13 protein-coding genes and 1 tRNA gene are annotated in these 14,436 nt (G+C 38.5%); 2 read left to right on the top strand and 12 right to left on the bottom strand.

The features are described 5' to 3' along the window. Nucleotides 1–160: 160 nt before the first annotated feature. The 10 genes from GQR54_RS06960 to rlmE all read right to left on the bottom strand — a co-directional run bounded on the left by GQR54_RS06960 (nt 161) and on the right by rlmE (nt 11,139). A complete protein-coding gene (locus GQR54_RS06960; RefSeq protein ID WP_166376963.1) occupies nt 161–583 on the bottom strand; it encodes a phosphate ABC transporter substrate-binding protein in 423 nt (140 codons plus the stop codon). An 11-nt stretch (nt 584–594) separates the two neighbouring features. Further along, nucleotides 595–1,923, bottom strand: coding sequence for a hypothetical protein (locus tag GQR54_RS06955; RefSeq protein WP_166376962.1), 1,329 nt, complete (start codon nt 1,921–1,923; stop codon nt 595–597). A 1,127-nt stretch (nt 1,924–3,050) separates the two neighbouring features. Next, on the bottom strand, nt 3,051–4,676 hold the full coding sequence (locus GQR54_RS06950) for a methyl-accepting chemotaxis protein (RefSeq protein WP_166376961.1): 1,626 nt from the start codon (nt 4,674–4,676) through the stop codon (nt 3,051–3,053). Nucleotides 4,677–4,876: 200 nt separating this feature from the next. Continuing rightward, nucleotides 4,877–4,961 (bottom strand) — tRNA-Leu (locus GQR54_RS06945). An 80-nt stretch (nt 4,962–5,041) separates the two neighbouring features. After that, a complete protein-coding gene (secG, locus tag GQR54_RS06940) occupies nt 5,042–5,395 on the bottom strand; it encodes a preprotein translocase subunit SecG (RefSeq protein ID WP_002962769.1) in 354 nt (117 codons plus the stop codon). Between the two features lies 1 nt (nt 5,396). Then, nucleotides 5,397–6,146 (bottom strand): triose-phosphate isomerase, encoded by a 750-nt coding sequence (gene tpiA, locus GQR54_RS06935; protein WP_166376960.1) that lies wholly within the window; start codon nt 6,144–6,146, stop codon nt 5,397–5,399. A gap of 71 nt (nt 6,147–6,217) precedes the next feature. Then, nucleotides 6,218–7,567, bottom strand: a complete 1,350-nt coding sequence (glmM, locus tag GQR54_RS06930; RefSeq protein WP_166376959.1) for a phosphoglucosamine mutase — start codon at nt 7,565–7,567, stop codon at nt 6,218–6,220. Next, nucleotides 7,564–8,412 carry a dihydropteroate synthase gene (gene folP, locus GQR54_RS06925; RefSeq protein ID WP_166376958.1) on the bottom strand — a complete coding sequence of 283 codons (849 nt, stop codon included), beginning with the start codon at nt 8,410–8,412 and terminating at the stop codon, nt 7,564–7,566. Before folP ends, glmM begins: the two co-directional genes overlap by 4 nt. 78 nt (nt 8,413–8,490) lie before the next feature. After that, nucleotides 8,491–10,443 carry an ATP-dependent zinc metalloprotease FtsH gene (gene ftsH / locus GQR54_RS06920; protein ID WP_166376957.1) on the bottom strand — a complete coding sequence of 651 codons (1,953 nt, stop codon included), beginning with the start codon at nt 10,441–10,443 and terminating at the stop codon, nt 8,491–8,493. A 66-nt stretch (nt 10,444–10,509) separates the two neighbouring features. Then, complete coding sequence (rlmE, locus tag GQR54_RS06915) at nt 10,510–11,139, bottom strand: 23S rRNA (uridine(2552)-2'-O)-methyltransferase RlmE (protein WP_007586629.1); 630 nt, start codon at nt 11,137–11,139, stop codon at nt 10,510–10,512. A gap of 88 nt (nt 11,140–11,227) precedes the next feature. Between rlmE and yhbY the strand changes: the two genes are divergently transcribed. Continuing rightward, a complete protein-coding gene (yhbY, locus tag GQR54_RS06910) occupies nt 11,228–11,524 on the top strand; it encodes a ribosome assembly RNA-binding protein YhbY (RefSeq protein WP_002963153.1) in 297 nt (98 codons plus the stop codon). A 79-nt stretch (nt 11,525–11,603) separates the two neighbouring features. Here the strand turns inward: yhbY and GQR54_RS06905 are convergent, their stop codons facing one another. Further along, complete coding sequence (locus GQR54_RS06905; protein ID WP_166376956.1) at nt 11,604–12,107, bottom strand: histidine phosphatase family protein; 504 nt, start codon at nt 12,105–12,107, stop codon at nt 11,604–11,606. Next, complete coding sequence (locus GQR54_RS06900) at nt 12,104–13,258, bottom strand: serine hydrolase domain-containing protein (protein WP_166376955.1); 1,155 nt, start codon at nt 13,256–13,258, stop codon at nt 12,104–12,106. Before GQR54_RS06900 ends, GQR54_RS06905 begins: the two co-directional genes overlap by 4 nt. Nucleotides 13,259–13,371: 113 nt before the next feature. On the opposite strand from GQR54_RS06900, the gene GQR54_RS06895 reads away from it, so the two are divergent. After that, complete coding sequence (locus GQR54_RS06895) at nt 13,372–14,175, top strand: hypothetical protein (protein WP_024590956.1); 804 nt, start codon at nt 13,372–13,374, stop codon at nt 14,173–14,175. The last annotated feature ends 261 nt before the right edge of the window (nt 14,176–14,436 follow it).

Genomic DNA, 14,436 nt, shown 5'->3' with positions numbered 1-14,436 from the left:
TGTATTAATTGTTTCTTATTTAGGAAGGGGTTACACAGGTTGAAATTAAGAGGAATCAGGAAAGGCTACTCACTACCTAAACCCACGTTACTTTAACATAAAAAACTCTCGCAATGAGTATTACGAGAGTTCTGCTATATTGAATTGAATTAACTTAAAATTAGAAAGTAGCTATTACTCTTACGCTATCTGTAACATCAGCTGTCTCTAGATAACCGATAGCCTTTGGATTAGAGCTAATCTCTTTCAAAACTTCACCAACATCTTTAGCTTGTAAAGGAGGAGTTCTTCGTCCTGTAAAAATAAGTTTTGACCATACCGCATCTACTTGAGACGTGTTTCTTTGTAAAACAGTGTCATCAAATACAGTTCTAGCACCTTTTCCGGCTTCGAACAGCACTGGTACAGCTTCTGAACCATCACTAAACTGTCCTAGTTTACCCATGAAAATATTTTTCACTTGCCCTTCAGAAAGCTCAGTAGTGTTGTTTTTATTTACAACAACAGACAACGCTGCGTTGCTTGTACTCGTCATAATAGACGATAATATTAATAAGAATAAAATTGATTTAAAGATTCTCATGGATTATTCCTTTAAAAAATAATATCTAACGATACAGTTGATACAATAATGTTTTTACCAGTAGCTGAAAGTGTTTCGTTAGTAAGGTTTAAAAAACCTGAACCACCAGTCGCAAGGCCATCATTATTTAAAGGACGAAAGCTATCGAATTGCATTTTCAATGCCATTTTTTTGTAAAAATCCCAACGAAGACCCGCTGTAATTGTGTTTGAACGTGAACTTGAGTTTCTAACAACATATGTATCTAAGGGTTCGCTACCTAAACCAACAACCTGAGAATCAAGGCTAGCTTTTAAATCAGCATCAACATCTAGTTCAAAGTTTTCAGTTAAAGATTTAGCATATGAGTAGCCAACATAAGGCGTAAGTGAATCGAATCTATATCCAACCATGCCATAAGCAGCTATACCGTTCGATAAAGCAGAGTCTGCTTTTCTGTGTGCCCATTCAAATTGACCAAAGTAGCTGCCGTTATCGTATACTACAGCAAGGCTTGTAAGGTTAAATGGTCTGCGCTTACGTTGAATAATACTAAATACATCATCTGCATTTGGAACCACGTCTGAGCAAGCACCTACAGCACAATTATCACTTTGAGGATCTATAGAAAGTCCTAGTTGATAGTCTGTACTAACTAACATTCTCATATCACCTGGGACGTAATCACCTTCAGCGCTAATAGTTGAATGTTGAGCATTCATGTATCCAGCTCTGAAAGTCCATGAATCATACTGTACTGTACCAACTAAACCTGCCATGTGATGAAATTTAATATAACTTTTACCAGGGAAATATAGTTTATCAAATTTGCCAGCATAAGCTTGTATTTGGTACGACACATCGCCGTCACCAATAAAGTTACTATATATAGCATCAACACCATCGATATTATTGATTGTAGCTTGACTATATAAATCTATAACAGGTCTTACCCAAACGTTAGAATAGTTAACATTACGCGTGTCTGAACCTAAAAATACAGGTGATACAAATCGTCCTGCTCTTAAGCGAAGATTTGGATTATATTTGTAGCTAATATAAGCCCAATCTAATGATGGCTGGTAATTATTCTTGTAGTTACGACGTGATAGTAGTTGCACTACACCTGATAATTTATCTGATATTTGGTATTGACCCTGTATACCTAGCACGGTGTCATTGTCAAAACTCCAATGATCATCAGCACCGCTAGGTAGCGTATTGTTCTGAATAAATTCGATGTCTTGTTTATTCGTTTTTACTGCACTTAACGTAGCAAAACCAGATATTTTAAAGTCATCTGATGCTTGAGCAAAGTTAGATAATGATATTAAAGTTAAACAGATATAGATGTATTTCATTTTGACCCTTGATTTAGCTAGTTTGTATTTAGCAAGTTCCCTTGTAACTAAATAAAACCAATCCTTTTGTTTGATTCTCTACTTTTATTATAATCCATTTATACTTTTTTTGAAACAAATATTGAACTTATACCATTTCACTTGGTCCAATGGTTTCAAATTTTTAGTAGGTATACACAACATACTAAAGGAGGAAGTTTTTTTGGATAATTTAAATATATAAATATTCCATTTATGAAACTTTCAAAGCACAACCCTTTACTTCAATCAGCCGCCTCACAGAATCCAATTTATAGTCAGATGTACTAGGCGTGTTGATCTTTGTGGATTTACATTTGTTCAATCTAGGGGCGATTTAATCACTGCGCGAGATTTGTAACATAGTGGGCTCGGTAACAGCCCCGCGTTACCCTACTGTCTTACATCCATGTAAGAATAAGTAAAAATCGAGCAACAAAGAGTGAATCGTCCCCTTGGGAGAACCCAAAGGGCAGCGCATGTTTGGTTTTTATGCTGCGGTATCGCCTACTAATGGGGAGTAATAAACTTGAGAAAACTTAAGCTAACAATGGATGGCTTGAACTTTTATTAGCTATCGCTGCTCAGAAATAGATTAATCCGTAAGCTTATTAACAAGCTCGGTTTTGCATTATTACAAGAAGTTAATTACGCAATTAGAAGCGTTTTGACGAAAGGCCTTAAAGATATTAGGAACAGCGACCTTTTCCATCGAACATTAGGCACGATCGGAACCGTCTAAATGATGTAGTTTAGGTATTCATAGCGTGGACTTTCTCGCGTATGACTAGCACCTTACAAAAATGAAATAGCACACGATTCGCCGGTCAAAATAAACCATAGGAAGCCGGGTATCCGTAAGTACATATGGTGTGCATGATTAATCTGAGCAACCATTTAATCCTTGATAGTACTTTTTCAGTGCTGTGGTAATTTTAGATGCCTAGCTAAAGACTACGCAGTTTAAATTGGAGGATGAGCGAGGACGGAATTATCAATGGTGCTTAAAAGTATTAAAAATAGATACACTATTATTGAAAAAAACATGCCGTTCACCTCAAGTAAACGGCACTAACTATTGAGTTCGCTTTTTCTATATTAAGTGGAAATTATTCTATTCTAAATTTAGCTGTTGCATCGAGTAAGTTATCAGAGAGGTAATGTAAATTTTTGGCAACATCACGTACAGCGAGTAGAGAACTCATCGTATCCTCAAACGATACATGCATATTGGATACGTTTTCAACAACCATAGCAGCAACAGATGTTTGTTCCTCAGTCGCTGCTGCTATCTGCGAATTCATACCATTAATTTCTAACATTTGCTCTGCAATTTTCTCTATTGAAATACCTGTTTTCTCTGCCGCAGTCGCATTATCTGTTGCCATGTCTCTAGCTGAAGTCATAGCAGATACAGACTCATTTGCAGCGGTAGTTAATGCGCCAAGTAATTCTCGAATCTCATTAGTTGAATGCGCAGTACGAGAAGCTAGTTCACGAACCTCATCTGCCACTACAGCAAAACCACGTCCATGCTCACCAGCACGAGCGGCTTCAATTGCAGCGTTAAGAGCAAGTAAGTTAGTTTGATCAGCGATAGAAGTAATAACGTTTAAAATCTGCGATACATTTTTTGTGTCATCTGCAAGCTTATTTATAGTTGTGGCGGCTTGATTTATTTCGTTACTTAGCGTGCGAGAAACCGTGACTGACATTTTAACTTGTGTACGACTTTGCTCGACTTCTTTTTCGGCAGTTTCTGCTGCGTGAGAAGCACTAGCTGCAGATTGAGATATGTCACCTACGCTCTGCTTCATTTCTTCCATTGATTGTTTAACAACCTCTGCATCGGTCGTTTGTTTAGTTGTAGCACGCTCCGCTTGTTCCATACCTTGAACTAGTCGTGTTGAGTTTTCCATTAAAGGCTCACACACAGCAATTACTTCAAGAACCGTCTCTCTTAATAAAGAAATAAATGCGTTAAAGTTAATAGAAACTTGTCCAATCTCATCTTCTGAATTCACAGCTAGTTGTGTGCTTAAAGAGCCATTACCGCTTGCTAATAAACCTAGGTTGTTAGCTGCATCACTAGCAGATGAACCTATATTTTTAGCAATCCATATAGCCATAAATAACAATAAAATTAATGAGATAATTGATACAACTAACATTAAGGTTAATGCTTCATCAGAGCGCGTTTTGGTGTTGGCAACCAGTTCAAAAAAACGATTATCAGCTTTTTGTTGAGCACCTTTAAAGCTTTCTAAAACAGATCCATATAAGCTTGTTTTAAGCTGCGCTTGTTGCTGGATTTTACTAAAATCAGCAGTCCCATTAACCATACCTGTAGCAATGCTTGAGGAAATTTTTTCATAATCTGACAACTCATTAATAATATCGTTACTAATGTAGGAATTATTAAGCTGTGTTATTAAGGTAATATTAGATTCAATAGTTCTATAAACATCATCTGCCTTAGTAATAATGTCTTGTTCACCGAACGTAACAGCTTGAGTATAAAGCTCATCTAACTTCTCAAGAAGCCCTACGTTCTCCGAAGTTATTTTTACTATTTCATATGATGAACTACCCATCTCATCAAGGGAAACCTTGTTATCATTCATTGCTAAATAATTTACCAATACGATCACTACAAAAGCCACTATCGCAATACACGTAATAGCATGTATTTTCTTAGTGATGCTTAAGTTTTGAAAAGAGAAGCCTGAAGCCATGCTTTACTACCTTATTTTAATGTCTATATCCATTATCGGCCTGATATCTATAAGTGTGAGCTAAATTTGTAATATTTCTAGTTTTTTTTCTAATAAATAGAATAATTATTTAACAACGTACAAGTTTAGCTCAAAAAACACTCGAAATATATTTCACATACAAAAAAACCAGTAACATCACTATTACTGGTTTCTAAATTTGGTGCGGATGGGGGGACTTGAACCCCCACGCCCTAAAGCACCACCCCCTCAAGGTGGCGTGTCTACCAATTCCACCACATCCGCATTATTAAGCTTTCGCTTAATTGTTAAACATGTGATTTATTTGAGGACTATAAATCGTTTAACGATAGCTTTACGCTAAATTAGTTTGGTACGTCAGAGCTTTGCTCTTTAGTAGATGTTACTGGAACATCTTCTTCAACAGGAACTACTGTTTCTACTGCTGGAGCTGCTTCTAGGTTTTCCCATTCGTCAGTCTTTTTAATTTGACCAGCAGTTAGGTTTCCTAACACAATGCTTAATACAAAAAATACCGTTGCTAAGCTTGTGGTTGTTTTTGTCATAAAGTTACCTGCACCTGACGAACCAAAAACTGTGCCTGATGCACCAGCGCCAAATGAAGAACCCATATCTGCGCCTTTACCTTGTTGAATTAAAACCATTCCAACTAGAGCCAAAGCCACAACTAAATAAACTACTAATAAAATTTCGTACATCTTATACAGTCCCTTTTGCACTGTTACAGATTGCAGTAAAAGATTCTGCTTTTAGACTTGCGCCGCCAATTAAGCCGCCATCTATATCTGTTTGTGCAAATAATAATTCGCTATTTTTTTCATTAACGCTACCACCATATAAGATGGTAAGCCCTTGTGCTAAATTGCTATCAAGTGATGCAATTTTGTCACGGATAAATTTATGAACAGTTTGTGCCTGCTCTGGCGATGCAGTCTTACCTGTGCCTATGGCCCAAACGGGCTCGTATGCTATCACAGAATCTTTCAGTGCTGCTACACCTAATTTCTCTATTACTGCATCAATTTGTGCAGCAACTACTTGTTCGGTTTGACCGTTTTCTTGCTCACTTTCGCTCTCGCCTACACATAATATTGGTGTTAACCCAACTTGCTGTGCTCTAGCAAACTTTTCAGCGACGGTTGCATTACTTTCGTTATAAATACTGCGGCGTTCAGAATGACCAACGAGTACGTAAGTTACACCTAAATCTTTTATAAGCTGCGCATCAACTTCACCAGTAAATGCGCCAGGTGTATTTTCAGAAACAGTTTGAGCTCCTGTAGAAACACCGCTAGCTACCATTGCTGGTACAAGTGGGAATGGAGGAAATAAAACAATGTCCATCTCTTGTGATTTTACATCGTTAATAGCGTCAGACATTTGTTTAACTAACTCTAAAGAGCCATTCATTTTCCAGTTGCCTGCGACCATCGCCTTGCGTATTGCCATTATCCACTCCACATTAGAAAGCGGACGAGATATTAACTTTTCTCGCCCAAAGTTACAAGAGATTATTGTTATTAATCAGTTTGTTTGCTCATAGATTCTACAACAGCTGCAATTTTTTGAGCGCTGTCTATTACAATCTTTTCTTGCTCTGCTTCAACCATAACACGAACCACAGGTTCAGTGCCTGACTTACGCAGTAAAACACGGCCTTTATCGCCTAAAGCAAGCTCAACTTCTGCTACAGCTGAAAGTACTTCTGGTGCTTTTGTAGGGTCAGTTCCAGCTGTATAACGCACGTTAATCATCTTCATTGGATACTTGGTAAAACCAGCGCCTAAGTCTTGCAATGTACGATTTTGTGCAACCATAGCAGCAAGTACTTGTAAGCTTGAAATAATACCATCACCCGTGCTAATTAAGTCTAGATTCAGTACATGGCCTGAGCTTTCACCGCCAATTTTCCAGCCTTTTTGCTGTAGTAATTCCATAACATAGCGGTCACCCACTTTACTGCGAACAAACTCGATACCTTTTGCTTTTAAAGCATTTTCAAGGCCCATGTTAGACATAACAGTGCCAACTACCCCACCGCCCAAATTATCATCTTCGGCTGCTTGGCAAGCAATAATATAAACCAGATCATCACCATCAAAAACACGGCCATTATGATCAACCATCATTACGCGATCACCATCACCATCGTATGCAATACCTACGTCGGCTTTAAGTTCAAGCACTTTACGTTTAAGGGTATCTACGTGAGTAGCGCCACATTCATGGTTGATATTAACGCCGTTAGGCTCACACGCATGTGTTATTACTTCTGCGCCAAGTTCACGCATAACAGAGGGTGCAATATGATAAGTAGCACCATTTGCACAATCGACAACAATCTTAAGACCTTCTAAAGACAGGCCTTGCGGGAACTGGCTCTTACAAAACTCTATATACCGGCCATCCGCACTTACCAAGCGCGATGCTTTGCCTAATTTATCTGAAGCAACACATGTCATTTGCTCATCAAGCATAGCTTCAATTTCAAGCTCTACTGCGTCATCAAGCTTTAAGCCTTGACCATTGAAAAACTTAATACCGTTATCGTAATACGGATTATGTGAGGCACTAATTACAATACCTGCCTCAGCACGAAATGTTTGCGCTAAATAAGCAACGGCCGGTGTCGGCATAGGGCCAAGTAATACAACATCAATACCAGCGGCAATTAAACCAGCCTCAAGTGCGGTTTCAAGCATATAGCCCGAAATACGTGTATCTTTACCTATAATTACTTTTTTAGTGCCACTTTGAGATAATACGCGTCCAGCAGCCCAGCCTAATTTCATTGCAAACTCAGGGTTTATTGGAGCAGCGCCTACAAGTCCACGCACGCCATCGGTGCCAAAATATTTTCTTTCTTTCATTGTGAAATTCCTTGTTCGCAGGCTTGGTATACCCCAAGTACATCTGCGGTTTCTTTTACGTCATGTACACGAATAATTTTTGCGCCATTTTGCACTGCGATTAAGGCACCTGCTAAGCTGCCCGCTAACCGTTCATTTGTATCTCTATTTAATAAATTACCTATCATCGATTTACGAGATAATCCAGCCAATAACGGCAAACCTAATTTATTAAAATCATCAAACCTAGCCAATATTTGATAGTTATGACTAAGCGTTTTTCCAAATCCAAAACCTGGGTCTAGAATAAGTCGTTCAAACTTAATCCCAGCTGTTTCACATGCTTTAATACGTTCACTAAAAAACAGATTTATATCTATAAACAAATTATCGTAATGAGGTGACGATTGCATGCTGCGGGGCTGCCCTTGCATATGCATTAAACAAATTGCTACATCTTCATACTGCGCAACCGTTTCTAAGGCATCTATTTCTTGTAAAGCTCTAACATCATTGACTATATCTGCCCCTGCGAGTATTGCTTGCTCCATTACCTGTGCTTTACTGGTATCAATCGAAATGACGCAATCACTGTGCTGACGTATCGCTTTAATAGCAGGGATTACTCGAGCAAGTTCATCATTTAAGCTAACATCTGGCGCGCCTGGGCGAGTAGATTCTCCCCCTATATCTAAAATTGTCGCACCGTCATCTAATAATTGCATTGCGCGCTTTAGTGCTATTTTGGGATCTAAAAACTGCCCACCATCAGAAAATGAATCCGGCGTTACATTTAATATTCCCATAATGACGGGCTTTTCAAGATTAAGCGTACGCCCTCTCGGAAGCTTTAATATGTTAGTCATTGCCAACCTTTATTCTTTTTCTAAATAGCTGATACAAAAAAGCCCCGAAGTTCGGGGCTTTCATTACTATTTTAACGATTATTCAGCTTTGTCATCAAGGTTTGTTTCATCTTTTTTTGATGAATCATCAGTCTTTTGACTTTCATTAGCAACTGGTTCTTGAGGTTCTTGAGGTTCTTCCGCTTTTACCGGTTTAGCTTCATGACGGTCATGCGCATCACGCGGTTCACGTACTGGTTGGCGTGCCATTAAATCATCAATTTGCTTAGCATCAATAGTTTCGTATTTCATTAACGCATCTTTCATTGAGTGAAGAATATCAATATTTTCTTTTAATATTTCTTCTGCTCTTTGATAGTTACGATCTGAAAGTAATCGAACCTCTGCATCAATTACTTTTGCCGTGTCGTCCGACATGCTAGATGAACGACTACCGCCACCACCCATATACATTTCGTTCTGATCTTCAGCGTAAAGTAACGGACCAAGCTTTTCACTTAAACCCCAATGCGTAACCATTTTACGCGCTATATCTGTAGCGCGTTCAATGTCATTACTTGCACCCGTTGTTACTTTATCTGCGCCGTAAATAAGCGCTTCAGCAATACGGCCACCATAAAGGCTAGAAATCATTGACTCTAAAAGCTCTTTTGAATGACTAACACGGTCTTGTTCAGGTAAGTACATTGTTACACCCAGCGCACGGCCACGTGGAATAATAGATACTTTATAAACCGGATCATGTTCTGGCACCATACGACCAACAATTGCATGGCCAGCTTCATGGTACGCTGTCATTGCTTTTTCTTGCTCGCTCATCACCATGGTCTTGCGCTCTGCGCCCATCATGATTTTATCTTTAGCTGCATCAAATTCAGCCATACTTACAACACGTTTATTACCACGTGCTGCATAAAGTGCAGCTTCGTTTACTAAGTTTGCTAAATCAGCGCCAGAGAAACCTGGAGTACCACGTGCTATAAGAGCAGCTTCTACGTTATCGCCTAATGGCACTTTACGCATGTGTACTTTAAGTATTTGCTCACGACCACGAATATCAGGTAAACCTACTTCAACTTGACGGTCAAAACGACCTGGACGAAGTAATGCAGGGTCTAATACATCCGGTCGGTTAGTTGCTGCGATAACGATAATACCTTCGTTACCACCAAAACCATCCATTTCTACTAGCATTTGGTTAAGTGTTTGCTCACGTTCGTCGTTACCGCCGCCCATACCAGCACCACGTTTACGACCAACAGCGTCAATCTCATCTATAAAGATAATACAAGGCGCCGCTTTTTTAGCTTGCTCAAACATGTCACGTACACGTGACGCGCCAACACCGACAAACATTTCAACAAAATCTGAACCAGAAATTGTAAAAAATGGCACTTTAGCTTCACCAGCAACAGCCTTCGCAAGTAACGTTTTACCGGTACCTGGAGGACCAACCATTAGTACACCTTTAGGAATACTACCGCCAAGTTTTTGAAACTTAGAAGGATCTCTTAAAAAGTCTACCAGCTCAGTAACATCTTCTTTTGCTTCATCACAACCTGCAACATCAGCAAACGTTGTTTTAATTTGATCTTCACTCATTAAGCGAGCTTTACTCTTACCGAATGACATAGCGCCTTTACCGCCGCCGCCTTGCATTTGACGCATGAAGAATATCCATACACCTATAAGCAGTATCATCGGGAACCAAGAAATAAATATACTTGCTAAGAATGATTGTTCTTCAGGTTGTACACCCTTCACATTTACATCATTTTTAAGTAAATCATTTATTAAGTCTTCATCGTACATTGGCATCGTTGTTTGAAAACGCTCACCACTGCTCTTAGTACCAGTAATATTTCCTGTACCGCGGTCGATAATAACTTCTTGTAAAGAGCCACTGCGGACATCTTTTACAAATTGAGTGTAACTTGTTTGACGATCAACTTGCTCGCCGCCATTAAAGCTCTGAAAGACTGACATCAGCACAACTGCAATCACCAGCCATAGTATTAAATTTTTCGCCATATCGCTCAAGGGGTTAACCTCTTGTATCCAATTAATTTAAATTCAACTAAACGCCAAGCAACTGTACTACAGTTTGTATCCAGTCGCTACTATATATACTTCCCGAGAACGGGCACGTGAGGCATCAGGTTTGCGTATTTTCACTGCTTTAAAACTATTACGTACATCTTGCAAGTATTGATCAAAGCCTTCTCCTTGGAAAACTTTAACAATAAATGCGCCATTTTTCTTTAGTACTTGACTACACATATCCAGCGCAAGTTCTACCAAATACATACTACCCGCTTGATCTACTGAGTTATTGCCACTCATATTTGGTGCCATGTCAGAGAGTACCACATCAACATTTTTACCATCAATACGTTTTAACAACGCATTTAATACAGCCTCCTCACGAAAGTCACCTTGTAAGAAGTCAACACCCGCAAGTGAATCCATCGGCAATATATCACACGCGATCACTTGGCCTTTGTCACCTACTTTTTCAGCCAAATATTGAGACCAACTTCCTGGAGCCGCCCCTAAATCAACAACTGTCATACCTGGACGAAGTATTTTATCTCTATTTTGTACTTCATCTAATTTAAAAACCGCTCGGGAACGCCAGCCTTTTTTTTGCGCTTCTTGAACATATTTATCATCAAAATGTTCTTTCAGCCATCGCTGTGAACTGGCTGACTGTTTTTTATTTGTCATAAATTAACACGCAACTAATTAGTAATATTCTCTAGATGGCGTTAGAATACCCTTAATTCAAGCCATATTCAGCAAAATTTGTATAAACATGACATTATCAAACAAACAAAAGCAGTTTTTAAAAGGTCAGGCACATAGCCTTAAGCCTGTAGTTTTACTAGGTTCTAACGGTTTAACCGAGGGCGTAGTAGTAGAAATTCAAAGTGCATTAGAAATTCACGAATTAATCAAAGTTAAAGTTCCAACTGACGATCGTGAAACAAAAGCATTAATTTTTGAAGCAATCGTACGTGAAACTGGTGCGACTAAGCTACAAACGATAGGCCACACTATTGTGCTTTATCGTCAAAGCGTTGAGAAAAAAATACATTTACCTCGTAACTAATTATTCCTGTTAAAGGATTTAGTGCGTTTAAATTGAAAAACCAGCTTAATGCTGGTTTTTTATTATTTAACGTTTTAAATCAAAAACTCATTTTATGATGGGTTACATCATATTCACTACCATTACTACTGGGCTTCTTATTCAATATAAAGTACTGAGTAAATTGTGTTTCACTCATTGCTGGCACTTTTTCATTCGAAAGTAGCTCGGCTAGTTGCGGTGTTGTATTACTGTGCCCAATAACAACAACTACACCTTTTAGTTTTAGTAACTCATTTTTTAAATCACTTAGCTCACCTGCGTTATAAACATTTACGTCGGTATTAAAATATGCCTGCAAAGGGGCCGCTGTTTGTAACGTGCGTTTATAGTTGCTGCTGAAAATATGTATATTTGGATACTCTTTAAAAAAAGTAACTAAATTATTTGCACGTGCCTTTCCCACCTCTGAGAGCGCTGGATTTTTACCCGTTAACTTTTCGCTATGACGAAACAAATATATCTCATCAGGTGCTGCAAACACTAAGCTACAATTGAATGACATGACTAAAAAAGTGATTGCTAATATTATTTTATTATTCATATTTTTTTACCTCGTTTGTATTCAAATAGCCTGTCGATAAATTCAGTCGTTAGCTCATTGATTACGCCGGTTTCAGCATTAACAATTAAGCTAAAACCAATATTTAAGTGAGGAAATACAACCACATCACTTCTATAACCTTGCACCCAGCCACTATGATAGTAAAGTGTTTCATCAGCATAGTTATAAACGCGCCAACCTAATCCGTAATAAGCTTCATTAAGGTGTTTTTTCCACACCCTGCGATGCATTTCTTTTTTTGTATGTGTATAAGGGCGTGTTTGTTTTGCTAGAGTATCCAATGACAAAACATCAGGATATTGGCCCAGCTGCGCTCTTAACCAAATAGCCATATCACTTGCGCTAGCGTTCACACCCGCTGCAGGTCCCACTTTATAATAATTTTTTTTAAGCTTAGCGCTATACCAGCGCTTTTTACCCCGCACATGAGGTAGAGCATAATTATTGTCATGCACCATTTGTTCAAAACCTAAGCTCGCATCACTCATTTTTAATGGCTCAAAAATAGCTTCTCGTAACCACTGTCCGTAACTTTTATCGGTGCTTTGTAATATCACATCGCCTATAAGACTAAACATAACGTTTTGATAGCCATAACATTCGCCGGGTTTGCAAATTGGTTTGACGCTAAGCAGCTTTTCAACAATACCTGGGTAATCCATACGAGATTCAATTAAATTGTCGTATGCATTAGGAACTAATCCACTTGAATGGCTCAAAAGATGAAACACCTTTAAATCATCTTGATAAACAGTCCCTTTAAAATCAGTTATGTATTCGCTAACAGGCTTATCTAATTCCAGTAGGCCGTTAGCAGCCAATTTAGCTGATAACGAGCCTGCAAATGTCTTCGAAACAGACGCGAGTCTAAACCGAGTATGCTTATTAACTTTTTGTCCATTTCGTGATTTAGTTACGCCCATGGTGTGGATGTAGTCTGAGTTGTTTATATTTACAATCGAAAGCGCTGCACCGGGTATACCTTTACTTTTTAATTTTTTTTGTGCGTAACGGCCGTACTTTTTTACAAATGCATCCCAATCAGGATCCGCTTTTGCTGCAAAACCCACAGAACTAAACAGCAAACACAAAGCAGATAGGCAATACGATAAAGAGTTGAGATACTTCATTTTTTATAAAATTTATCTTTTTAACTACATCTGCGCAGATAATATCATGAAGTTTTGTTTGTACTAACGTACAATACGACGATTATTTGGTTTTAAGCGAGTGTTTAGTACTTATGCGTTTTTTAGTTGTGTCACTTTTTATTTTATTATCAACTGGTTGTGCTATTACAAAGCAACCGGCCGAACCACTGGCTATGCCATTAAAGCCAACATTAAAAAGTCAGACCTATCAACTTGAGTACACTACAGAGCACTCATCTCCAAAAGTTAAATCGGTTCAACTTCCTGCACATAAAGTAGTTAGAAACCAAACAGTAAAAATCATTACCGATAAGGCAAGCGTAACCGATAAACTTCTATCGCAAATTAGCCAAGCACTGAACGATAAACAACTAAAAGTAACAACTAAAAATAACAGTGACTACACACTGACTATTCAGCAACTCGATTTAACTTTCACAGACGATACTAAGTACGCAATAAAGCAACCAGAGAAGCCATTTACTTTATATTCAAATGTTGCCCAGCAATACCCAACACAGCAGTGCGCTGCAATATTTGCACAAGTTAGTATGCGTCTCACGCACAAGTCATCGGGTGATGTTGTTTGGTTTGCTAAATCTTCAATCGACAGCGCAAGTTTTCATCGTGAACCACTAATTTACAATTTCACTGAAGAGCAAAAAATCACAAATGAGCTTGAGGTTGTCGCTTTTATTCATCAGCAAAACACTGACGTGGCCCGTATTGAAAGACTTGGCAAAGATATTCAAATCCCTCAGTACAAAACGTTGTCAAAACTATCTAGCCTTACCAAACTTAGCGGTCCATGTAACAGAACAGAAGTAAGTGCATTAACACCTATGATGCAGTTTTACTTGAGCAGTATATTAATCGATAAAATTAAAGTTCAGTAAATTAGGGTCTGTTGATCTTTACGGATTAAAATTTGTTCAAACTAGGGGCTATTTAATCGCGGCGCGAGGTTTGTAACCTAGTGGGCTAAGTAAAAACCGAGTAACAAAGAGTAAATAGCCCCTAGGAAGAACCCTTTGGGCAGCGCCTGTTTGGCATTAATGCTACGTTATCGCCCATTTGTGGGGAATAGCCACACTGCATAGGCTCTGCCTTGCCTAAATACCAAACAAACTGCTGAAAATTTAACCTTAAAAGTTCAA

This window comes from Pseudoalteromonas sp. Z9A4, from assembly GCF_011378845.1.
In the GTDB taxonomy this organism is placed as follows: domain Bacteria; phylum Pseudomonadota; class Gammaproteobacteria; order Enterobacterales; family Alteromonadaceae; genus Pseudoalteromonas; species Pseudoalteromonas arctica.
The sequence above is the reverse complement of the archived record's forward strand: the minus strand, read 5'-3'. Positions and strand labels throughout refer to the sequence as shown.

Bases quoted from the DNA above. Each gene is read 5' to 3' on its own strand.
- GQR54_RS06960 (WP_166376963.1), bottom strand. From the start codon at position 583: ATGAGAATCTTTAAATCAATTTTATTCTTATTAATATTATCGTCTATT.
- GQR54_RS06900 (WP_166376955.1), bottom strand. From the start codon at position 13,258: ATGAAGTATCTCAACTCTTTATCGTATTGCCTATCTGCTTTGTGTTTG.
- folP (WP_166376958.1), bottom strand. From the start codon at position 8,412: ATGACTAACATATTAAAGCTTCCGAGAGGGCGTACGCTTAATCTTGAA.
- secG (WP_002962769.1), bottom strand. From the start codon at position 5,395: ATGTACGAAATTTTATTAGTAGTTTATTTAGTTGTGGCTTTGGCTCTA.
- GQR54_RS06905 (WP_166376956.1), bottom strand. From the start codon at position 12,107: ATGAATAATAAAATAATATTAGCAATCACTTTTTTAGTCATGTCATTC.
- glmM (WP_166376959.1), bottom strand. From the start codon at position 7,567: ATGAAAGAAAGAAAATATTTTGGCACCGATGGCGTGCGTGGACTTGTA.
- tpiA (WP_166376960.1), bottom strand. From the start codon at position 6,146: ATGGCAATACGCAAGGCGATGGTCGCAGGCAACTGGAAAATGAATGGC.
- yhbY (WP_002963153.1), top strand. From the start codon at position 11,228: ATGACATTATCAAACAAACAAAAGCAGTTTTTAAAAGGTCAGGCACAT.
- rlmE (WP_007586629.1), bottom strand. From the start codon at position 11,139: ATGACAAATAAAAAACAGTCAGCCAGTTCACAGCGATGGCTGAAAGAA.
- GQR54_RS06950 (WP_166376961.1), bottom strand. From the start codon at position 4,676: ATGGCTTCAGGCTTCTCTTTTCAAAACTTAAGCATCACTAAGAAAATA.
- GQR54_RS06955 (WP_166376962.1), bottom strand. From the start codon at position 1,923: ATGAAATACATCTATATCTGTTTAACTTTAATATCATTATCTAACTTT.
- GQR54_RS06895 (WP_024590956.1), top strand. From the start codon at position 13,372: ATGCGTTTTTTAGTTGTGTCACTTTTTATTTTATTATCAACTGGTTGT.
- ftsH (WP_166376957.1), bottom strand. From the start codon at position 10,443: ATGGCGAAAAATTTAATACTATGGCTGGTGATTGCAGTTGTGCTGATG.